Origin of the sequence: Novosphingobium sp. 63-713, assembly GCF_001898925.1 — a bacterium.
Taxonomy (GTDB): domain Bacteria; phylum Pseudomonadota; class Alphaproteobacteria; order Sphingomonadales; family Sphingomonadaceae; genus Novosphingobium.
In genome coordinates this window covers 129489-149827 of record NZ_MKVS01000026.1, presented here as the reverse complement: position 1 = coordinate 149827, position 20339 = coordinate 129489, and the positions used below count along the sequence as shown (strand labels likewise).

Below are 20339 nucleotides of genomic sequence, written 5' to 3'. Positions count from 1 at the left end.
TTCCCTGTCCGCCGTCGGCATAGGGCCACGGCGGACAGATAATGCGTAGGAAAGGCGGGATGCATGGCTCCGCCAGGCAACCGGCGCCCGGGCTATTCGCGCAGGGCGCATAACAATATCTTCTTTGCCTATGTGGCCGCTGCGGTGGGCACGGTGGTGGGCGGCGCGCTGCTGTTTGGCTCGATGGGCAACACCGGCAATTTCGCGTCCCTGCGCAATCTGGCCAGCGATGTGACCCAGCCTGCGGCGCAACTGACGGCGCAGGGGCGTTCGGCTGCGGGCGGCGCATGGGGCGTGGCGGCGGGCTATTTCACCTCCGGCCCGGAAAATGCGCGGCTTAAGAAAGAGGTCGCTCTGGGCCGGGTGCAGGCGGTCGAGCTGGCGGCGGTGAAGCAGGAGAACGAGCGGCTCAAGGCCATGCTCGGTCTGACATCGGACACGCCCAAGCCGATCGCCTTTGGCTGGCTGGTGGCCAGCACCAGCGCCAGCGCGCGCCGCTATGCCACAATCTCGGTGGGCAGCCTTCAGGGCATAAAAAGCGGGATGCCGGTGCGCACGGATCAGGGGCTGATCGGGCGCGTGCTCGAGGTGGGCCTGCATTCGGCGCGGGTGCTGATGATCACTGATCCCGAAAGCGTGGTGCCGGTGCGCCGCGCCAGCGATTCCATCCCCGCCTTTGCCACCGGCAAGGGTGACGGCACGCTGCAATTGCGGTTGCTGACGCTGGGGATCAATCCGCTCAAGGTGGGCGATGCCTTTGTGACGTCGGGTTCTGGCGGGCTGTATTGGCCCGGCACGCCGATCGCGGTGGTCTCCAGCCTGACGCGCGACGGGGCGATTGCCCGCGTGCTGGGCGATCCGGCGGTCAGCGAGATGGTGGCCGTGCTGCCCGCATGGGCGCCGGGCGATGATCCCACGCTGCCCCCGCCCGCCGATCCGGTGAAGGCCAAGGCAGACGCCGATGCCGCAGCCAAAGCCGCCGCCAAGGCCGACGCACAGGCCAAAGCGACCGCGGCCAAGGCCGCCAAGCAAAAGGCGGCGCAATAAATGCCCGCCAACCGCCTCTTGCGGGGCAGCGCGCGCCAGATCAGCCGCGCCCCGTCGCCGTTGATCGCCTATGCCGCGCCTTGGGTGACGGTGGCGCTGGCCTCCTGCCTGCCGGGATGGCCTCTGATCTCGATAGCGCCGATCATGCCGCCGCTGGGTTTTATGACGCTGCTGGCATGGCGGCAATTGCGGCCTGGGTTGCTGCCGGTCTGGGCGGGCGCGGTGCTGGGAATGGTCGATGACCTGTTCAGCGGGGCCCCCTTTGGCGCGGCCATGGCGCTCTGGTCGATCACGATGATCGTGATGGATCTGATCGAGGCGCGTTTTCCATGGCGTAATTTCCTGACCGACTGGCTGGTGGCAGGGGTGTTTATTGCCGCCTATCTGGCGCTGGGCTGGGTGATTGCAGGCCATTCGGGCGGGGCGATCGCGCCTGCGCTGGTCGTGCCGCAAGGGCTGGTGGCGCTGTTGGCCTATCCGATGGTGGGGCGCACGGTCGGCCTGATCGACCGCTGGCGATTGATGCGATTCCGGGTGCTGGGTTGATGGCAAAGCGCAAGAAAGCGCCAAAACTGATCACGCCGGCCATGCTGCGCGACAGTTTTGACCGTCGCTCCATGGTGGTGGGCGTGTTGCAGGGCGGGGTCGGCCTGCTGCTGGCCACGCGCATGGGCTACATCGCTCTGGCCGAGAGCCAGAAGTATCAGATGATGGCGGAAAGCAACCGGGTCAACCTGTCGCTGATTCCGCCGCGCCGGGGCTGGATCCTCGACCGCGATGGCCAGCCCATCGCCAGCAACCGCGCCGATTTCCGCGTCGACCTGATCCCTGACCGGGTGATCGAAAAGGAAAAGACGCTGGAGGAACTGGCCAAGGTGCTGGGGCTGGACGAGATCGCGCTGCAGGATGTGCGCGACCGGCTGGACAAGGCGCGCGGGTTTCAGCCCGTCGAGGCCGGATCGCATCTGAGCTGGGAACAGTTCGCCGCGATTTCGGTGCGCCAGCCCGATCTGCCCGGCGTGGTGCCCCAGCGCAGTTTCTCGCGCTATTATCCCTCGGGTCCCTGCGTGGGTCATCTGGTGGGCTATGTCGGCGCGGCCAATGCCAAGGATTATGAAAAAGAGCACAACCCGCTGCTGATCACGCCGGGTTTCAAGATCGGCAAGGACGGGCTGGAAAAGGTCTATGACCAGACCCTGCGCGGCCAGCCCGGCGCCCGGCGCACCGAGGTGACCGCCAGCGGCAAGATCGTGCGCGACCTGGAAACGCGCGAGGATGTGCCGGGGCAGCCGATCAAGCTGACGGTCCATGCCGGTTTGCAGGAATATGCCGCGCGCCGTATCGGGGTGGAAAGCGGCGCCTGCGTGGTGATCGATTGCCTGACGGGCGACCTCCTGTGCTTTGTTTCCATGCCCAGTTTCGACCCCAACAGCTTTACCGACGGGGTCGGACGGCTGGAATGGAAGATGCTGTCGGACGATGACCATGTGCCGCTGCGCAACAAGCTGCTGCATGGCCTTTATCCGCCCGGATCGACGGTGAAGCCCACAGTCGCGCTGGCCTTTCTGGAGGCGGGGCTTGACCCCAAGGCCAGCGTCAATTGCTCGGGCGGGCTGCGCGTGGGCAACCGCGTGTTCCACTGCTGGCGGCACCATGGTCACGGCAGTGTGGACATGGCCAAGGGCATCTATCAGTCCTGCGACGTCTATTTCTATCACTTCGCCCAGCAGATCGGCATGGACCAGATCGCGCGCACGATGCGCAAGATCGGCTATGGCCAGAAATTCCCCCTGCCCTATCCCAGCCAGTCCTATGGCACCGTGCCCGACCCGGCGTGGAAGATGAAGAAATATGGCAAGGAATGGGCCGTTTACGATACCGTGAACGCCACCATCGGCCAGGGTTATGTGCAGGTGAACCCCTTGCAGCAGGCGATCATCGCCAGCCGTCTGGCCAGCGGCAAATTGCTGATGCCGCGCCTGATGCATGAGGATAAGCCCGCCGCGCCTGCTTCGCTTGGCGTGCCGCAGGAACATCTCGATTTCATCCATTCCGCCATGCACGAAATGGTCAACGGGCGCGGCACCGGCCATGCGGCCAAAATCCCCATTCCGGGCGTCGAACTAGCGGGCAAGAGCGGCACGGCGCAGGTCGTGGGCCTGAACATCGGCAACGGCAAGGGCGGCCTTTGGCGCCACCGCGACCATGGCCATTTCATCTGTTTCGCGCCCTTTGACAAACCGCGCTATGCCTGCGCCGTGCTGGTTGAGCATGGCGGCGGTTCGGGCGCGGCCATGCCGATCGCGCGCGATGTCATGACCTATATGTTCGACCAGCAGAAGGCGTGGGACGCGCTGACCAAGCTGGAGGCCGGATGGGGCGGCACGCCCCAGCAGAGGCAGGCCACCAAATATCGCGCCTATGCCGCCGAATATGGCGTCTCCGCCCCCGCCGTGCAGGACAGCGACGAGGCCCTGGCGCGCGAGAGCGAGGCCGACGCGCGGCCCACGCCCCAGCCGATCCAGTCGGATGCAGCCCCGCCCGCGCCCGAGCCCGTGGCCGATGACACGCCCGCCCCGGCGCCATCCCCCAGCCCCGGCGCGACGACCAATCCAGCGGCGAGCCAGCATCCATGAGCATGCATGTCATCCCCACGCCTCTGCGCGGCCTGCCATGGCGGGTGCTGATCCCGCTGACGGCGCTGGTGCTGTTTGGCGCAACGGTGCTGTGGTCGGCGGCGGGGGGCCATTGGTCGCCCTATGCGTGGAAGCATATTTTCAACTTCGGCCTGTTCCTGTCGCTGGCCATCGCGATTTCGCGCCTGCCGGAACGCGCGTTTCGTCAATCGGCCTATCCGATCTATGGCGGCCTCGTCTTTCTGCTGATGCTGGTCGAGGCGGTGGGCAAGGTCGGCGGGGGCAGCCAGCGCTGGCTCAACATCGGCTTTATGAACCTCCAGCCATCGGAGCTGATGAAGCCGGGCATCGTGCTGGTGATGGCGGTGTTTTATGCCAGCCTGCCGCCCACGCTGATCCGCAGTTGGCGCGCTCTGGTGCCGCCCTTGATCCTGCTGGGGGTTCCTGCCGCGCTGGTCATGCTTCAGCCCGATCTGGGCACGGCGCTGGCGATCTGTTTTGGCGCGGTGGTGGTGGTGTTCCTGTCGGGCGTGCCGATGTGGTGGTTTATCAGCGGCGGTGCGGCGGCGGCGGTGGTGGCTCCGCTGGCCTTCTTTTTTGCGCTCCATGATTATCAGCGCAAGCGGGTGCTGGTCTTTCTGGACCCCGAAGCCGACATGCTGGGTTCGGGCTATCACATCACCCAGTCGAAGATCGCCATCGGTTCGGGCGGCTTTTTCGGCAAGGGGCTGGGCAATGGCACGCAGAGCCATCTGAAATACCTGCCCGAGGCGCATACCGACTTTGCCTTTGCCACCATGGCTGAGGAATGGGGGATGATCGGGGGATTGTTTATCCTCTTCGTGTTCTTTGTCGTGCTGTTCCGCTGGGGCATGGGTGTGGCGCGGCGCGCGCCCGATCGCTTCAGCCAACTGCTGGCGGCGGGCATGACCGCGACGATCTTTTTCTATGTGGCAATCAATATGATGATGGTCATGGGCCTTGCTCCTGTGGTGGGCATCCCCCTGCCCTTTATCAGCCATGGCGGGTCCTCGATGATGACCAATATGATCTGTATCGGCACGATCATGGCCGTTGACCGCTGGGGCAAACGCGCGGGCGGCAGGCTGGGTTGAGGCCCAATTGGCAAGTCACGCAATTTTTTTGAAAGAATCACTTGCGCGCCTGCGATCACACGCTAAAGGGGGCGCCTCCGGAGGGAAGCCAACCAAGCTTCCCCGTAAAAACCGGTACGGACGCATAGCTCAGTTGGTAGAGCAGCTGACTCTTAATCAGCGGGTCCTAGGTTCGAGCCCTAGTGCGTCCACCATGGTTTTTTCGCCTTTACGGCATGGATGGACGCATAGCTCAGTTGGTAGAGCAGCTGACTCTTAATCAGCGGGTCCTAGGTTCGAGCCCTAGTGCGTCCACCAAAATCTTCTGGCCCTTTTGGCACAGACGGACGCATAGCTCAGTTGGTAGAGCAGCTGACTCTTAATCAGCGGGTCCTAGGTTCGAGCCCTAGTGCGTCCACCACCCTTTCCTGACAGATCACTTTCCATTTGCCGCGATGGTCGATAGTGGCCGCGCCATGGCCCATATGCCCTCCCCTTCGATCAAGCGCCTGCCCGGTCTGGAACTGCTGCGGCTGGTGGCGGCTTCCTGCGTGTTGCTGCTGCATGTGCGGGCGGTGTTTGGCGGGCAAAGGGTGTTTGGGCTGGGCTATCTGGGAGTCGATTTCTTCCTGATGCTTTCCGGCTTCCTGATGGCGCGGGTGCAGGAGCCTAGGCTGGCCCATGGGGCGGCGCCATGGTCGTTTCTGCGGCGGCGCTTCTGGCGGCTGTGGCCGATGATGGCGCTGGGCGGGTTGATCGGGATGCCCCGCCTTTGGCTGCGCTCGGCGGACATGTATAATTTCCTGCTGGCGGCGCTGCCCAATATGGCGCTCCTGCCGGTGTGGTGGTGGACCTTTGCCTTTCCGCTCAACATTCCGGCATGGACGATGACCTGCGAGCTGGCCTGCAATGCCGCCCATGTGCTGGGCCTGTGGCGGCTGCGGCGGTTGTGGCTGATTGCGCTGGCGGCGGGGCTGCTGATGGCGGACGGGTGGATCTCGTGGCATTTCCACGGGCTGGACGTGGGGCCAAAAAGCGACAATTTCTTCTGGGGGGCGCTGCGCTGCCTTGCCGCCTATGTGCTGGGCATCGTGCTGGCGCGCTGGTGGCAGGAAGAGCCTGCGGTGCCGGTGCCGTGGTGGATGGCGCTGCCGCTGATGCCTGCGCTGCTGCCGCTGGTGTGGTGGACAAAGACGCAAGGCTGGTGGTTCGACATCGGCTTTGTCGTGCTGGCCTGCCCGTTGATGATCGCGGGCGCCATGCGGCTCGACAGGTTTCACCGCGCCGCGCTGTGGCTGGGCCGGATCGCCTTCCCGCTCTTTGCCCTGCAAATGCCGATTCTTCAGGGCATCCGGCAATTGGGCGGCAATTACTGGATCGGGCTGGGCGTGGCGGCGGCAGCGGGGGTCTTGGTGGCGGTTTTGGCCGCGTATATATCCGCCTGGCGCATACTGAGAAGAAATAATGTGATGACGATGTGATGCGCCTCTTGAAATCACAGCCTCATGTGATTACCTCACATTCATGACACAGAACATCATCGATCGCGTTCGCCGCCTCGTCAACGAAGGGGGCATGACCCGCGCCGGTCTGGCCCGCGCCGCAGGTTTACATGCCAACACCCTGCGCGATGTCAACGAGCCGGAATGGAACCCCACCGCCGAAACGCTGGGCAAGCTCGAGCGTTTCCTTGACGAGAGCGACGAGACCCCGGTGCTGGTCAGCATCGAGGAAATCATCGAGGAAGCCCGCAACGGGCGGATGTACATCCTTGTCGATGACGAAGACCGCGAAAACGAAGGCGATCTGATTATCCCGGCCCAGATGGCCACCCCTGCTGCGATCAACTTTATGGCCACTTATGGCCGCGGCCTTGTCTGCCTTGCCCTTTCGCATGAACGTGTGGACCAGCTTGGTCTGGAACCGATGAGCCGCCGCAACGGCACCCCGCTGGGCACGGCCTTCACCGTCTCGATCGAGGCCAAGGAAGGCATCAGCACCGGCATTTCCGCCGCCGACCGCGCGCGCACCGTCTCGGTCGCCATCGACGGCAGCAAGGGCCCGGCCGATATCGTCAGCCCCGGCCATGTCTTCCCGCTGCGCGCGCGTCCGGGCGGCGTGCTGGTGCGCACCGGCCATACCGAGGCGGCGGTGGACATTTCGCGCCTTGCCGGTCTCAACCCTTCCGCCGTCATCTGCGAGGTGATGAGCGATGACGGCACGATGGCGCGTCTGGACGACCTGCTGCTCTTTGGCCGCCAGCATGGCATCAAGATCGCCACGATCCGCGACCTGATCGCCTATCGCCGCAAGCATGACCGTATGGTCAGTCTGAAGTCGGAAACCTCCTTCAAGAGCCGTTTCGGCGGTGACTGGCAGGCCCGCGCCTATGCCAACAAGGCGACCGGCGAGGAAAATCTCGTCCTGCTCAAGGGCCGCATCGACCCCAGCAAGCCCACGCTGGTGCGCATGCATTCCACCTCGATGTTCAGCGATCTGCTGGGCGAGGACAGCCCGCGCGCCAATCTGCTGCACCGCTCGATGGAAATCATCGGCGAGGAAGGCGCGGGCGTGATCGTTTTCGTCAACCGCCCCCATTCGGAAGTGTCCAAGTCCTTCGAATATCGCCAGTTGGCGATCGACGGCAACACCAAGCCGCTTGAGGAATTGCGCGATTACGGCGTGGGCGCACAGGTTCTGGCCGAGCTGGGCATCCATGAGCTGGTGCTTTTGACCAATACGCATCATACGCTTGTCGCGCTGGAAGGTTATGGGCTGACCATCACCGAAGAACGCCGCATTGATTGATTGAAGGACCTATCATGGCCAAGTTTCTGATTGTCGAAGCCCGCTTCTATGACCACCTCAACGACATGCTGGTCGAAGGCGCGCGGGCCGCGCTGAAGGCGGCGGGGCATAAGGTCGATGTGCTGACCGTGCCGGGCGCGCTGGAAATTCCGGGCGCCATCTCGCTGGCCGAGGCTTCGGGCGAATATGAGGGCTATGTGGCCATCGGCGTGGTGATCCGGGGCGAAACCTATCACTTCGAAATCGTGGCGGGCGAAAGCGCGCGCGGGATCATGGCACTGACCATGGACGGCATGGCCATCGGCAATGGCATCCTGACCGTGGAAAACGAGGCGCAGGCCATCGTGCGCGCCGATCCCAAGCAGAAGGACAAGGGCGGCGAAGCGGCCAAGGCGGCCCTCGCCCTGCTGGCGCTGAAGGAAAAGTTTGGCGCGTAAAGCGCCGGACAGAGCAGGAAAAAGGGCGCGGTGGTCATCCCATCCGCGCCCTTTTCTTTTACCAGACCTTCACCCGCTTGGTCGGCGGCAAATAGAGCTTGTCGCCCGGCTTCACATTGAACGCCTTGTACCAGTCATCGACATTGCGCACCGTCAGCGCACGATACTGGCCCGGCGCATGGCCATCGGTGGCGATCTGGGCGCGCAGGGCCGCCTCACGCACCTTTGTCGCCCAGCTCTGCGCAAAGGCGAGGAAGAAGCGCTGGTCCCCCGTCATGCCGTTGATGACCGGCGCAGGCCTGCCCTTGAGCGAGGCGTGATAGGCGTCGAGCGCCGCAGCCAGCCCTGCCACATCGGCAATATTCTCGCCCAGCGTCAGTTCGCCCTGAACATGCAGGCCGGGGAAAGGCTCATAGGCGCTGAACTGATCGGCCAGCGCCTTGCCCGCCTGTTTGAAGCGCGCCATGTCGGCGGGCGTCCACCAGTCGCGCAGACGGCCAGAGGCGTCGAAGGCCGCGCCATTGTTGTCGAAACTGTGGCTGATCTCATGCCCGATCACCGCGCCGATCGCGCCATAATTGAAGGCCGCATCGGCCGCCGGATCATAGAACGGCTTTTGCAGGATCGCAGCGGGGAAATTCAGCGCGTTCTGCACCGGCAGATTGACCGCATTGACCAGTTGCGCATTCATCCACCATTCGCCCCGATCCAGCGGTTTGCCGATCTTGGCCAGTTGCAGATGATATTCGTTGAGGCCCGCCGCCTTGGCATTGGCATAGGCATTGTCGGGGCTGAGTTTCAGCGCCGAATAATCCTTCCACGTGTCGGGATAGCCCACGCCCACAACAATGCCGCGCACCTTGGCGATGGCCTCCTGCTTGGTGGCGGGCGCCATCCAGTCGAGCCGCGCGATGCGGGTGGCAAAAGCCTCCTTGATGCCCGACACCATGCCCTGAATGCGGGCCTTGTCACTGGCGGGGAAATATTTCCCGACATAAAGCCGCCCCAGCGCATCGCCCAGCGCACCATTGAGCGCGGCAATCGCCCGGCGCTCGCGGCTGCGCTGCACCTTTACGCCCTGCAGAGCCTCGCCATAGAAAGCGAAGCGGTCATCGTCGATTTTCGTGGGCAGGACCGAGGCGTATTGATTGACCTGATGATAGGCCAGCCAGTCCTTCCACACATCCAGCGGCTCGGAAGCGACCAGCGCGGCGATGCGCGGGATCGACTGGTCGTGAAACGCGGCAAAGCGGTCCTGATGGGGCAGACCGGCGGCGGTGAAGAAAGCCTCCCAATCGATGCCGGGCGCCTTGGCGGCAAAATCGGCGCGGGTCCATTCGGCATTGGCGTGCTGGAAATCCTCGCTCTGCTCGCGGCTTTCATGGGCCTGCGCAATTTTGCTTTCCAGATCGTAGATCTTCTGCGCGCGTGCCTCGGCATCAGCAGGCGTGGCCGCCAGACCGGCATCGGCAAGGATCGTGGCAATATAGGCGCGGTATTTGGTGCGAATATCGGCCATCTTGGGATCGGCCGAGAGGTAATATTCGCGCTCCGGCAGGCCAAGCCCCCCCTGCAATACATAGGGCATCACCGCTGTACCATTAAGGGATTGGGTGATGAACAGGCCGAAGAGGTTCTCGGTCTGAAAATCGGTGGCATTAAGGGGATCTACGTCGGCGCGGACCTGCGCGCCCAGCACCTGGGACAGATCAACCTTGTTCGCAATCGCAGCAAATGCGGCCAGATCGCCCTGAACCGGAGCCATGCCCGCCGCGTTGATCGCCCCCGTATTGAGATAGGCGCGATAGTAATCCTGGATCAGCGCGGCATCGCTGCCGGGCTTGGGATGGCCCGCTACAACCCCGGCCACCAGCGCGGTGATTCGCTTTTCAGTCGATTGATCGGCGATATAGAAGCCGCCGACCGAGGCTCGATCAGCCGGAATCGCCGTTTCGCGCTCCCAGGTGCCATTGGCGAAGAGGTAAAAATCGTCTCCGGGGCGGATAGAACGATCCATTCCGGATGCATTCAACCCCGCCGAAGCCGCCTTGGGCGCCCCCTCGGCATGGGCCGCCATCGGTGCGGCCAAGGCCAAGGGGCAAAGGCCAAGCGCCAGCGCCCGGCGGAAAATTGCAATCTTGGGCATTATCCTGTCCTTACAATATAATAGCGCCATTCCCCCTCTCGGGTTTCCCTGCATAGACGCCGCGCGCCGGGCGCGGTCAACAAGTTACACCGATGTCAGTAAGGTCGCCATGGCGCTGGAGATAGGCCAATCGGTGGGTTTGAATAGTCCAAATGTGGTGAATCTGCACAAGACGCCAATGTCCTTGACGATATACATAGGTGTAATCACCTAAAGCCCCTTGTTCAAATGCGAACCACGCCTGCCTATCGAACAATATCGATCATCAACAATGCCCCGATGCAGAGCAATCTGCAATCGAGCGCAATGTCCAGAAACAGGGATAGCATGGACCGGACCGACGACTCTCTCGCGCTGATGCAATGCCTGCGTAACGCCCTCGACCGGCTGGACGCCATTAATGCCTTTACTGCAGCTGCACACTTGGACGCCTGTTTGCACGCATTGAGCGATTACTTCATTTCCGACGAAAATCACTCGAAAGGCGATTAATCGGTATTCCCCCTAATATTCCCGGCGGCCCCCCTTCGGCTAAACTACGCAGACACCAGTAGCTATTTCTGCTGCTGCCATGTTTTGCTGCTAGTATGGGGGACATCGCAAAGGATGAACTGGACCGACAGAAATCCTGCCGCGCTGGCCAGCGCGGCGCCTCAGATCTGGAAAGAGCCCGAGGGCACCCAGCCCGTCAATCAACGCCTGCGTACGCTGGCGCAATCGCTGCTCAATGCCGCCATGGAACTGGAAAAGACGCCGCCTGCGGCGCCGGTTGACGATGGCGGGGCCGGTATCGTCGCAAGGCCCAAATCAGACCCGGCCGAACAGGCCCAACAACTCTATCGCGAACGCCGCCGCCGGATCGAGGCGTTCGGCGACGACACTCTGTTTGGCGAACCCGCGTGGGACATCCTGCTCGACCTGTTCGTGGCCGGAGAGCGCGGCAAGCGCGTGGCCGTGACCAGCGCCTGCATCGGCTCCGGCGTGCCCAGCACGACGGCGCTGCGCTGGCTCAATGTGCTGGAGGTGCGCGGCATGGTCGAGCGCGAGGATGACAATCACGACGCGCGGCGGTCCTTTGTGCGCCTTACCGCCAAGGCGCGGGCGATGATGCTCGAATATTTCGCCAACCTCTGACGCAGGCCTTTTGGGCAAAACAAAAGGGCGGGGAGTCAAACTCCCCGCCCTTTCCTATTCCAGTCGCCCGGAAAAGGCCTGTTAGACCTTCAGGCGGCCAAAGGCGCTCTTGCCGGCATAAAGCGCGGCAACGCCCAGTTGTTCCTCGATGCGGATCAACTGGTTGTACTTGGCCAACCGGTCCGAACGGGCCAGCGAGCCGGTCTTGATCTGGCCGCAGTTGGTGGCAACCGCGAGGTCAGCGATGGTCGCGTCCTCGGTTTCGCCCGAACGGTGGCTCATCACGGCGGTGTAGCCTGCGCGCTGGGCCATCGAAACGGCTTCCAGCGTTTCGGTCAGCGTGCCGATCTGGTTGACCTTCACCAGCAGCGAGTTGGCCAGACCCTGATCAATGCCCATCGACAGACGCTTCGGGTTGGTCACGAACAGGTCGTCACCCACCAGCTGCACCTTGTCGCCGATCAGATTGGTGAGCGCAGCCCAGCCTTCGAAATCGTCTTCGCTCATGCCGTCCTCGATCGAGATGATCGGATAGTCGGCCGAGAGCTTGGCCAGATATTCGGCAAATTCGACCGGGCTGAGCGAGAGGCCCTCGCCGCTGATCTCATACTTGCCGTTCTTGAAGAACTCGGTCGAGGCGCAGTCAAGCGCGAGCAGGATGTCGCTGCCCAGCTTGAAACCGGCCTTTTCGATCGAGGTCGACACGAAATCGAGCGCGGCGCGCGTGCTGGCGATGTTGGGGGCAAAGCCGCCTTCGTCGCCCACGGCCGTGGCCAGACCCTTTTCGTGCAGGCCCTTTTTCAGCGTGTGGAAGATTTCCGCGCCCCAGCGCACGGCTTCGGCAATCGAATCCGCGCCGACCGGCATGATCATGAATTCCTGGAAATCGATCGGGTTGTCGGCATGTTCGCCGCCGTTGATGATGTTCATCATCGGCACGGGCAGAACATGGGCCGAAACGCCGCCCACATAGGAATAAAGCGGCAGGCCGCGCGCGTCGGCGGCCGCCTTGGCCGTGGCCAGCGAGACGCCCAGAATGGCGTTGGCGCCGATGCGGCCCTTGTTGGGCGTGCCGTCCAGTTCGATCATGGCAAGGTCGATGTCGCGTTGATCTTCGGCATCAACGCCGACCAGCGCTTCGTGGATTTCGGAATTCACCGCTTCCACCGCCTTGGTGACGCCCTTGCCCAGATAGCGGCTCTTGTCGCCATCGCGCAGTTCAACCGCCTCATGCGCGCCGGTGCTGGCGCCCGAGGGCACAGCGGCGCGGCCAAAGCTGCCATCTTCGAGCAGCACATCGACTTCGACCGTGGGATTGCCACGGCTGTCCAGAATTTCGCGAGCGTGGATGTCGATAATCGCGGTCATGGCGTGTTCATCTCCTCTCGGACACCTTTCAGATGCCCTCAAGACGATTCCCTTAGCAGCGGAACCTTGGCAGGCAAGGTGCATTGCAGCATGATAGGAAAGAGGCGAGCAAATCGATGCGAATTCATCACTCGATTCTCTGCGCCCCGCCCAAGAGAAGGATGACAAGCCATGGCCGATGAAACCAACGCTCTTGTTGCCGACGCTGCCGAAGCCGTTACCGAAACGGCCGACGGTGTGAAGGCCAAGTTCAGCAAGGCGATTGACGACGCGCGCGCGGGCGCCGTCGCGCTGGGCAAGGATCTGCAGGAAAAGGCTGCGCCCTACACCGAAAAGCTCTCGAGCGGCGAATTTCTGGCCGAAGCCAAGGCGATTGGCGAACAGGCCAAGGAACGCGCGCTCAATCTGGCCGCTGACGGCAAGGTGAAAGCGAGCGACGCCATCACCTCGCTGGGCAAGGTGGTTGCCGACAATGCCGGACTGGTCGATGACAAGCTGGGCGGCAAATATGGCGATTATGCCCGCAGCGCGGCCCGCGCGCTTCAGGAAACCGGCGCCAAGCTGGAATCCAAGGATCTGGAAGAATTGGGCAAGGAAGCCACCGAATTTGTGAAGAAAAATCCTGTGATCGTCGCCGGGGCGCTGATCGCGGTTGGGTTTGCCCTGACCAAGCTGCTGGGCGGCAAGAGCGACGAAGAAGCATAAGCCGTAAAAGGCATCAGCTTGAAGGCGCCGGGTGGCCTCGCGCTGCCCCGGCGCCTTTACGCAAGCATTGAAGGGGGCCTGATGCCCAAGCATCGGCAAGACAGCAGCGAAATCGACGAGCCCAGTCTCGAAGAGGATTTTCGCGGGCTTTTCACATCGACCCGCGCCGCATTCGACAGCGAGATCGAATATCAAAAGGCCCGCGCAGGCATGGCGGTGAGGCTCGTCCTGCGCATTGCGGGGCTGACGGCGCTGGCGCTGGCGCTGGTATTTTTCCTGCTGATGGCGATCATCATGGGCTCTCTGCTGGGTCTGGCGACGCTGGTGGGGCCGTGGGGCGCGATGGGCATCGTGGTGGCGGTGCTGCTGCTCGTCACGTTGTGGAGCGTTGTGAAGGTCAAGCGGGCCGTCGGCAGGCTGACCGCCCTGTTTTCCGCTTCGGAAGGCGACGCATGAGCCCGGCCGAGGAAAAACTGGCGCAATTGCGCGCCGCGCGTGATGCCGCCCGCGCCGAGTTTCTCAGCCGCTCCACCCGCATCCGCGCGCTGGCCGAACCGGGCGAACTGGGCCGCCGCCTGACCAATGACATTCAGGTGCAGGGGCGCAAGGCGCTCTCGCAGGCGATGGAGATTGCCGCCGACGAGCGCGGCGTGCTGGCGGGAACGTTAACCGCGCTGATGCTGTGGCTGGCGCGCAAACAGATCTTTGCCAAGGCGGTCGAATTGGCCCCCAAGGCCAAACCGGCCTGGCACAAGGCGCTGAATACGGTCCGGTCCGGCATTGCAAAAATCCGCACCCGCCTGCCCGGAAAGGGCGATGGGGTATAAAACTTGCGCAAAACGCAATCAGAATATGCTTGATTTCAACCTTGGTGGTGCTTGCTGATCGGCTTTGCCGAATGCTATGGCAAAGGCTCAATCCTCCAATTTGCTGGAAACAAGCCATCATGTCCCAACTTCTCCACCTCGTCATCGGCGGTCGTGTGCGTGACCCGCAGGGCCTCGATTTCGTGGACCTCAACGCGCTCGATTACGTCGGCGTGTTTCCCGATTACGCTTCGGCCGTGGAAGCATGGCGGGGCGCCGCCCAGCGCAGCGTTGACGATGCCGAGATGAAGTATGTCGTCGTCCACCTGCACAAGCTGCTGGAACCCGGCCACGAGCATTGATAGCTGTCTGGCGTTGATCCGCCCGCGATCAATCCGGTCAAAACAGAAAAGGCCCCACCGGATGGCGGGGCCTTTTTCCTTGGGCATGTTCCCTTGAACAGGGACCCGATGGATCAGATGAATTCGATCTTTTCCACGACATAGAAGCGCTCGCCCGCAGGCACGCGCACCTCGATCTCATCCTCAACCTTTTTGCCGATCAGCGCCCGGCCCAGCGGCGAGACATAGCTGATCCGGCCCAGTTTCGCGTCCGCCTCATAGGGACCCACGATCTGATAGCGCACCGGCTTGTCGTCATCGTCCAGCAAAGTGACGGTGGCGCCAAAAATGATCCGGTCGCCCGAAAGCGAGGTGGGGTCGATGATCTGGGCCCGGCTGATCTTGTCCTCAAGATCGGCGATCGTGGCCTCAACCTGCCCCTGACGCTCCTTGGCGGCGTGATATTCCGCATTTTCGGAAAGGTCGCCATGCGCGCGCGCTTCCTCGATCGCATCAACGATCCGGGGGCGCTCTTCCCGCAGCGCCTTCAGCTCGGCCGTCAGCTTTTCATAGCCAATCGCCAGCATCGGCAGCTTTTCGATACTTGCCATCCGTGAAACTTCCTTCATGGCCCTTCCCTCCGCCGGGACAGTCGGAGGCGCCTCCCCGCATTTTGGTGAAAACGCGGGGGTTTGCCTTCCAACTTTTGCGGAAAGGACGTGGTCGGTCAGCTATAATAGGCTTGCAACGGGCACACTTCAAGACTGGCCGAACGCATCGCGCCAATCGCTTCCACAGCCGCGACGCTGCCCGCCGCAGTGGTGAAATAAGGCACCTTGTTGCCCAGCGCGGCCTGACGGATGCTCTGCGAGTCCTTCAGGCTCTGCCAACCCTCGGTGGTGTTGAACACCAGCGCCACGCCGCCATCAATGATCCGGTCCACGATATGCGGGCGCCCTTCGGCCACCTTGTTGACCAGTTCGACGGCCACACCGGCCTCGGCCAGGAACTTCTGCGTGCCGCCGGTAGCGATCAGCTTGAAGCCCAGATCGACCAGCTTGCGCGCGGCGGGCAGCACGACCGCCTTGTCGGTGTCCTTGACCGAAATGAACACCACGCCTTCCTGAGGCAGCTTGACGCCCGCGCCCAACTGGCTCTTGGCAAAGGCCGTGGCGAAATCCTTGTCGAGGCCCATGACCTCGCCGGTGGACTTCATTTCGGGACTCAGCACCGGGTCGACGCCGGGGAAACGGGCAAACGGGAACACCGCTTCCTTGACCGCCATATAGGGCAGATCGCGGCGGAACGGCGGGAACGTGTCCAGCTTTTCGCCCGCCATCACGCGCGCGGCGATCTTGGCCACCGGCTGACCGATGGCCTTGGCCACGAAAGGCACCGTGCGCGAGGCGCGCGGGTTGACCTCGATGAGGTAAACCTCGCCATCCTTGACCGCGAACTGGATGTTCATCAGCCCCTTGACGCCCAGCGCCAGCGCCAGCGCTTCGGCCTGACGCTCCATCTCGGCGATGATCTCGGCCGAAAGGCTGTAAGGCGGCAGGGTGCAGGCGCTGTCGCCCGAGTGGATGCCGGCCTCTTCGATATGCTGCATCACGCCCGCCACGACGACCTTTTCGCCATCGCACAGCGCATCGACATCGCATTCGATCGCATCGCGCAGATACTGATCGATCAGCACCGGCGAGTCGCCCGAGACCTGCACCGCCGTGGCGATATAGTCATCAAGCTGCGCCACGCTGTCGACGATTTCCATCGCCCGGCCGCCCAGCACATAGGACGGACGCATCAGCACCGGATAGCCGATGCGATTGGCCACGGCCACGGCTTCGTCGCGGCTGCGGGCGATGCCGTTTGCGGGCTGCTTCAGGCCAAGCTGTTCGACCAGAGCGGCAAAACGCTCGCGGTCTTCGGCAAGGTCGATGGCATCCGGGCTGGTGCCCAGAATGGGGATGCCCGCATCTTCCAGCGCCTGCGCCAGCTTGAGCGGGGTCTGCCCGCCGAACTGCACAATCACGCCGACCAGTTCACCCTTCGACTGTTCCACCGTCAGGATTTCCAGCACGTCCTCGGCCGTCAGCGGCTCGAAATACAGGCGATCCGAGGTGTCATAGTCGGTCGAAACCGTTTCCGGGTTGCAGTTGACCATGATGGTTTCATAGCCGACCTCGTCCAGCGCGAAACACGCATGGCAGCAGCAATAGTCGAACTCGATGCCCTGACCGATCCGGTTCGGGCCGCCGCCAAGGATCACGATCTTCTTGCGGTCGGACGGATCAGCCTCGTTCTCGGCCTCGCCAAACATCGGCGCTTCATAGGTCGAGTACATATAGGGCGTGATCGCCTCGAACTCGGCCGCGCAACTGTCGATGCGCTTGAACACCGGACGCACGCCCAGACGGTGGCGCAGCGCGCGCACTTCGGCTTCGCTGGTGGCGCCCACCATCGCTTCGACCACATCATGCAGCAGGCCCGAGCGCGCCATATTGGCGCTGCCCGCCAGCGAGGCGGACTGTACCGCCAGCTTGGCCAGACGCTTGTCCGAGAAGCCCATCGCCTTCAAGCGGCGCAGACCCTCGGCATCATTGGGCAGGCCATTCTTGGCCACCTCGGCCTCGGCCGCGATGATTTCCTCGATATGGGCCAGGAACCACGGATCGTAATGGGTGATCCGGTTGATGTCGGCGGCGGTGAAGCCTTCACGGAAAGCCTGCGCCACCACCAGCAGGCGGTCAGGCGTGGCCCGCGACAGGGCGGCGGTGATTTCGTCGCGGCTTGCGCCCACCAGTTCGTCGACGCGGTTGAAACCGTCGAGACCCGTTTCCAGCCCACGCAGCGCCTTCTGCATCGATTCCTTGATGTTGCGCCCGATCGCCATCACCTCGCCCACCGACTTCATCGCGGTGGACAGGATCGGCTCGGAGCCCTTGAACTTTTCAAAGGCAAAGCGCGGGATCTTGGTCACGACATAGTCGATGCTCGGCTCGAACGAGGCAGGCGTGGCGCCCGTGATCTCGTTGGTCAGCTCGTCCAGCGTATAGCCCACGGCCAGCTTGGCCGCGACGCGCGCGATGGGGAAGCCGGTGGCCTTCGACGCCAGCGCCGAGGAGCGCGAAACGCGTGGGTTCATTTCGATGACGATCAGGCGGCCATCGGCCGGGTTAACCGCGAACTGAACGTTCGACCCGCCGGTTTCCACGCCGATCTCGCGCAGCACGTTGAGCGAGGCGGTCCGCATGATCTGATATTCTTTATCCGTCAGCGTCAGCGCGGGCGCGACCGTGATCGAGTCGCCCGTATGCACGCCCATCGGATCGATATTTTCGATCGAGCAGATGATGATGGAATTGTCGTTGCGATCGCGCACGACTTCCATCTCATATTCCTTCCAGCCCAGCAGAGATTCCTCGATGAGGACCTCGGTCGTGGGGCTGGCTTCCAGACCGCTCTTCACGATCTTTTCGAACTCGGCCTTGTTATAGGCGATGCCGCCGCCCGTGCCGCCCAGCGTGAAGGAGGGGCGGATGATCGAGGGCAGGCCCGTGCGCTCAAGCACAGCAAAGGCTTCCTCGACCGTATGAGCCACGCCGCTGCGCGCCGATTCCAGGCCGATCTTGTCCATCGCCTCGCGGAAACGCTGGCGGTCTTCGGCCTTGTCGATGGCGTCGGCATCCGCGCCGATCATCTGCACGCCGTACTTTTCCAGCGTCCCGTCCTCAAACAGCGCCAGCGCGGTGTTGAGCGCGGTCTGGCCGCCCATCGTGGGCAGCACCGCATCGGGGCGCTCCTTTTCGATGATCTTGGCGACCATGGCCGGGGTGATCGGCTCGATATAGGTCGCGTCGGCCATTTCCGGGTCGGTCATGATCGTGGCCGGGTTCGAGTTGACCAGGATGACCCGGTAACCCTCTTCCTTCAGCGCCTTGATCGCCTGCGTGCCGGAATAGTCAAACTCGCAAGCCTGACCGATGATGATGGGCCCCGCACCAATGACGAGGATCGAGGAGATGTCTGTCCGCTTAGGCATCAGGCAATGCTCTCAATGAATTTCGTGAAAAGATAAAAGCTGTCCATCGGCCCCGGCGAGGCTTCGGGGTGATACTGCACCGAGAAGGCCTTTTTGCCCGTGATCTCGATGCCGCAGTTCGAACCGTCAAACAGCGACTTGTGGGTTTCCACCACGCCTTCGGGCAGCGTTGCCGCGTCCACCGCGAAGCCGTGGTTCATGGAGGTGATTTCGACCACACCTTCGGCCATGCGCTTGACCGGATGGTTCGCGCCGCGATGGCCCTGGTGCATCTTGATGGTCTTGGCCCCGGCGGCCAGCGCCAGCATCTGATGACCAAGGCAGATACCGAAGATCGGGATGCCCTTATCCAGCAGCGCCTTGATCACCGGCACCGCGTAAACGCCCGTGGCCGCCGGATCGCCGGGGCCGTTGGACAGGAACACGCCATCGGGCTTGAGGCCAAGGATGACCTCCAGCGGCGTTTCGGCCGGGACAACCGTCACACTGGCGCCAGCGGCGACCAGATTGCGGAAGATGTTGTCCTTGGCGCCAAAGTCCATCGCCACGACATGCGGGCGCGGATCGTGGGGGCTGCGGCCATAGCCCTTGCCCAGATGCCAGACGCTGCCTTCCCAGCTTTCCTGCCCCTTGCGCGACACGATCTTGGCCAGATCCATGCCTTCAAGGCCGGGCCACTGCTGCGCCTTGGCCAGCAGTGCGGGAATGTCGAATTCGCCTGCTTCATTATAGGCGATGACGGCATTGGGCGCGCCCGAGAGGCGGATGCGGCGCGTCAGGGCGCGGGTGTCGAGCCCGGCGATGCCGATCTTGCCCTTGGCCTTCATCCAGGCGTCAAAGCGGCCTTCGGAGCGGAAGTTCGAAGGGTTGGTCACATCCTCGCGCACGATGCAGCCAACGGCGCCGTCAACGGCCGCTTCATTGTCTTCGTGGTTCACGCCGACATTGCCGATGTGGGGAAAGGTGAAGGTCACGATCTGGCCCGCATAGCTGGGGTCGGTCATGATTTCCTGATAGCCGGTGATGGAAGTGTTGAAACACACTTCGCCAACCGCGCTGCCCTGGGCGCCGAAGCCTCGGCCCCAGGCGACATAACCATCGGCCAGTACCAGGACGGCAGTGGCGCCAACTGGTTTAGGCGCAAGCGAAGGGGCGGGGTCTGCCATGGGGGCGCTCCGTGAGAAGTTTCAACAATGGGTGCTAAGGCCCGCCCGCTAGACCCCATACCCTTATCCGTCAACCTATCAAAACCGGAAAAATCCGGCTAGGGTTATGCGCCAAGCCGCGAAATGCGCAAAACTCCACGGGAAAGTTCAGAAAAATGATCCGCGATTCGATCAAGGCCGCGCAGGTGGCCGCCATGAAATCGGGCGACAAGGCCCGCCTTGCCGCCGTGCGCCTTATTCTGGCCAAGCTGAAGGATAAGGATATCGAACTGCGCACCGCGTCCAGCATCCCGGATGACGATGTGATCGTGACCGATGTGCTGCAAAAGATGGTGAAGCAGCGCCGCGAATCGATCTCCATGTATGAACAGGGCGGCCGCCCCGAGCTGGCCGCCGCAGAAGCCGCCGAGGTTGCGGTGATCGAGGACTTCCTGCCCGCCCAGATGGGCGAGGATGAAGTCAAGGCCGCGATCGAGGCGATCAAGGCCGAAGTGGGCGCCACCAGCATCAAGGATATGGGCAAGGTTGTCGGCGCGCTGAAGGCCCGCCACGGCACCCAGATCGACATGGGCAAGGCCAGCGCTCTGGTGAAGGCAGCGCTGGCGTAAG

19 protein-coding genes and 3 tRNA genes are annotated in these 20339 nt (G+C 62.9%); 17 read left to right on the top strand and 5 right to left on the bottom strand.

Annotated features, from left to right (window positions below):
- The first annotated feature begins 63 nt into the window (after positions 1–63).
- The 10 genes from mreC (at position 64) to ribH (ending at position 8022) form a co-directional block, all read left to right on the top strand.
- Positions 64–1047 carry a rod shape-determining protein MreC gene (gene mreC, locus BGP00_RS11360; RefSeq protein ID WP_292689359.1) on the top strand — a complete coding sequence of 328 codons (984 nt, stop codon included), beginning with the start codon at positions 64–66 and terminating at the stop codon, positions 1045–1047.
- A complete protein-coding gene (locus BGP00_RS11355) occupies positions 1048–1593 on the top strand; it encodes a rod shape-determining protein MreD (RefSeq protein ID WP_292689357.1) in 546 nt (181 codons plus the stop codon). It begins immediately after the preceding gene.
- The gene (gene mrdA / locus BGP00_RS11350; RefSeq protein ID WP_292689355.1) at positions 1593–3683 is read left to right on the top strand and encodes a penicillin-binding protein 2; all 2091 of its coding nucleotides are present in this window, start codon (positions 1593–1595) and stop codon (positions 3681–3683) included. Before BGP00_RS11355 ends, mrdA begins: the two co-directional genes overlap by 1 nt.
- Entirely contained in the window at positions 3680–4798 is a 1119-nt protein-coding gene (rodA, locus tag BGP00_RS11345; RefSeq protein WP_292689353.1) for a rod shape-determining protein RodA, read from the top strand. The genes mrdA and rodA overlap by 4 nt, the downstream gene beginning before the upstream one ends.
- Positions 4799–4916: 118 nt before the next feature.
- Positions 4917–4992 (top strand) — tRNA-Lys (locus BGP00_RS11340).
- Between the two features lie 27 nt (positions 4993–5019).
- Positions 5020–5095, top strand: a tRNA-Lys gene (locus BGP00_RS11335).
- Positions 5096–5122: 27 nt separating this feature from the next.
- Positions 5123–5198 (top strand) — tRNA-Lys (locus BGP00_RS11330).
- Between the two features lie 34 nt (positions 5199–5232).
- Entirely contained in the window at positions 5233–6258 is a 1026-nt protein-coding gene (locus tag BGP00_RS11325) for an acyltransferase (protein ID WP_292689351.1), read from the top strand.
- 43 nt (positions 6259–6301) lie between these two features.
- Positions 6302–7585 carry a 3,4-dihydroxy-2-butanone-4-phosphate synthase gene (gene ribB / locus BGP00_RS11320; RefSeq protein ID WP_168602558.1) on the top strand — a complete coding sequence of 428 codons (1284 nt, stop codon included), beginning with the start codon at positions 6302–6304 and terminating at the stop codon, positions 7583–7585.
- 14 nt (positions 7586–7599) lie between these two features.
- A complete protein-coding gene (ribH, locus tag BGP00_RS11315; RefSeq protein WP_292689347.1) occupies positions 7600–8022 on the top strand; it encodes a 6,7-dimethyl-8-ribityllumazine synthase in 423 nt (140 codons plus the stop codon).
- A gap of 58 nt (positions 8023–8080) precedes the next feature.
- Here ribH and BGP00_RS11310 read toward each other — a convergent pair whose 3' ends face one another.
- Positions 8081–10168 carry a M13 family metallopeptidase gene (locus BGP00_RS11310; RefSeq protein ID WP_292689345.1) on the bottom strand — a complete coding sequence of 696 codons (2088 nt, stop codon included), beginning with the start codon at positions 10166–10168 and terminating at the stop codon, positions 8081–8083.
- 228 nt (positions 10169–10396) lie between these two features.
- Between BGP00_RS11310 and BGP00_RS11305 the strand changes: the two genes are divergently transcribed.
- Both BGP00_RS11305 and BGP00_RS11300 read left to right on the top strand, forming a co-directional pair.
- A complete protein-coding gene (locus BGP00_RS11305; RefSeq protein ID WP_216662319.1) occupies positions 10397–10660 on the top strand; it encodes a hypothetical protein in 264 nt (87 codons plus the stop codon).
- 114 nt (positions 10661–10774) lie between these two features.
- A complete protein-coding gene (locus BGP00_RS11300) occupies positions 10775–11302 on the top strand; it encodes a MarR family winged helix-turn-helix transcriptional regulator (protein WP_292689343.1) in 528 nt (175 codons plus the stop codon).
- Between the two features lie 81 nt (positions 11303–11383).
- Here the strand turns inward: BGP00_RS11300 and eno are convergent, their stop codons facing one another.
- The gene (eno, locus tag BGP00_RS11295; RefSeq protein WP_168602554.1) at positions 11384–12670 is read right to left on the bottom strand and encodes a phosphopyruvate hydratase; all 1287 of its coding nucleotides are present in this window, start codon (positions 12668–12670) and stop codon (positions 11384–11386) included.
- Between the two features lie 171 nt (positions 12671–12841).
- On the opposite strand from eno, the gene BGP00_RS11290 reads away from it, so the two are divergent.
- From BGP00_RS11290 to BGP00_RS11275, 4 genes are all read left to right on the top strand, one after another.
- On the top strand, positions 12842–13375 hold the full coding sequence (locus BGP00_RS11290) for a hypothetical protein (RefSeq protein ID WP_210428394.1): 534 nt from the start codon (positions 12842–12844) through the stop codon (positions 13373–13375).
- A gap of 81 nt (positions 13376–13456) precedes the next feature.
- Complete coding sequence (locus BGP00_RS11285) at positions 13457–13831, top strand: phage holin family protein (protein ID WP_292689341.1); 375 nt, start codon at positions 13457–13459, stop codon at positions 13829–13831.
- Complete coding sequence (locus BGP00_RS11280) at positions 13828–14202, top strand: hypothetical protein (RefSeq protein WP_292689340.1); 375 nt, start codon at positions 13828–13830, stop codon at positions 14200–14202. The genes BGP00_RS11285 and BGP00_RS11280 overlap by 4 nt, the downstream gene beginning before the upstream one ends.
- A 119-nt stretch (positions 14203–14321) precedes the next feature.
- Complete coding sequence (locus BGP00_RS11275) at positions 14322–14543, top strand: DUF4170 domain-containing protein (RefSeq protein ID WP_168602551.1); 222 nt, start codon at positions 14322–14324, stop codon at positions 14541–14543.
- A 113-nt stretch (positions 14544–14656) separates the two neighbouring features.
- Here the strand turns inward: BGP00_RS11275 and greA are convergent, their stop codons facing one another.
- The 3 genes from greA to carA form a co-directional block, all read right to left on the bottom strand.
- A complete protein-coding gene (gene greA, locus BGP00_RS11270) occupies positions 14657–15133 on the bottom strand; it encodes a transcription elongation factor GreA (RefSeq protein WP_168602550.1) in 477 nt (158 codons plus the stop codon).
- A 116-nt stretch (positions 15134–15249) separates the two neighbouring features.
- On the bottom strand, positions 15250–18564 hold the full coding sequence (carB, locus tag BGP00_RS11265) for a carbamoyl-phosphate synthase large subunit (protein WP_292689338.1): 3315 nt from the start codon (positions 18562–18564) through the stop codon (positions 15250–15252).
- On the bottom strand, positions 18564–19730 hold the full coding sequence (gene carA / locus BGP00_RS11260; RefSeq protein ID WP_292689337.1) for a glutamine-hydrolyzing carbamoyl-phosphate synthase small subunit: 1167 nt from the start codon (positions 19728–19730) through the stop codon (positions 18564–18566). The genes carB and carA overlap by 1 nt, the downstream gene beginning before the upstream one ends.
- A 155-nt stretch (positions 19731–19885) precedes the next feature.
- On the opposite strand from carA, the gene BGP00_RS11255 reads away from it, so the two are divergent.
- Positions 19886–20338: a GatB/YqeY domain-containing protein gene (locus BGP00_RS11255; RefSeq protein ID WP_274173749.1), complete on the top strand. Its 453-nt coding sequence runs from the start codon at positions 19886–19888 to the stop codon at positions 20336–20338.
- Position 20339: the final 1 nt, after the last annotated feature.

Bases quoted from the DNA above. Each gene is read 5' to 3' on its own strand.
- BGP00_RS11285 (WP_292689341.1), top strand. From the start codon at position 13,457: ATGCCCAAGCATCGGCAAGACAGCAGCGAAATCGACGAGCCCAGTCTC.
- rodA (WP_292689353.1), top strand. From the start codon at position 3,680: ATGAGCATGCATGTCATCCCCACGCCTCTGCGCGGCCTGCCATGGCGG.
- carB (WP_292689338.1), bottom strand. From the start codon at position 18,564: ATGCCTAAGCGGACAGACATCTCCTCGATCCTCGTCATTGGTGCGGGG.
- BGP00_RS11290 (WP_210428394.1), top strand. From the start codon at position 12,842: ATGGCCGATGAAACCAACGCTCTTGTTGCCGACGCTGCCGAAGCCGTT.
- ribH (WP_292689347.1), top strand. From the start codon at position 7,600: ATGGCCAAGTTTCTGATTGTCGAAGCCCGCTTCTATGACCACCTCAAC.
- BGP00_RS11255 (WP_274173749.1), top strand. From the start codon at position 19,886: ATGATCCGCGATTCGATCAAGGCCGCGCAGGTGGCCGCCATGAAATCG.
- BGP00_RS11275 (WP_168602551.1), top strand. From the start codon at position 14,322: ATGTCCCAACTTCTCCACCTCGTCATCGGCGGTCGTGTGCGTGACCCG.
- eno (WP_168602554.1), bottom strand. From the start codon at position 12,670: ATGACCGCGATTATCGACATCCACGCTCGCGAAATTCTGGACAGCCGT.
- carA (WP_292689337.1), bottom strand. From the start codon at position 19,730: ATGGCAGACCCCGCCCCTTCGCTTGCGCCTAAACCAGTTGGCGCCACT.
- BGP00_RS11310 (WP_292689345.1), bottom strand. From the start codon at position 10,168: ATGCCCAAGATTGCAATTTTCCGCCGGGCGCTGGCGCTTGGCCTTTGC.
- mreC (WP_292689359.1), top strand. From the start codon at position 64: ATGGCTCCGCCAGGCAACCGGCGCCCGGGCTATTCGCGCAGGGCGCAT.
- greA (WP_168602550.1), bottom strand. From the start codon at position 15,133: ATGGCAAGTATCGAAAAGCTGCCGATGCTGGCGATTGGCTATGAAAAG.
- ribB (WP_168602558.1), top strand. From the start codon at position 6,302: ATGACACAGAACATCATCGATCGCGTTCGCCGCCTCGTCAACGAAGGG.
- BGP00_RS11305 (WP_216662319.1), top strand. From the start codon at position 10,397: ATGCGAACCACGCCTGCCTATCGAACAATATCGATCATCAACAATGCC.
- BGP00_RS11300 (WP_292689343.1), top strand. From the start codon at position 10,775: ATGAACTGGACCGACAGAAATCCTGCCGCGCTGGCCAGCGCGGCGCCT.
- BGP00_RS11355 (WP_292689357.1), top strand. From the start codon at position 1,048: ATGCCCGCCAACCGCCTCTTGCGGGGCAGCGCGCGCCAGATCAGCCGC.
- mrdA (WP_292689355.1), top strand. From the start codon at position 1,593: ATGGCAAAGCGCAAGAAAGCGCCAAAACTGATCACGCCGGCCATGCTG.
- BGP00_RS11280 (WP_292689340.1), top strand. From the start codon at position 13,828: ATGAGCCCGGCCGAGGAAAAACTGGCGCAATTGCGCGCCGCGCGTGAT.
- BGP00_RS11325 (WP_292689351.1), top strand. From the start codon at position 5,233: ATGGTCGATAGTGGCCGCGCCATGGCCCATATGCCCTCCCCTTCGATC.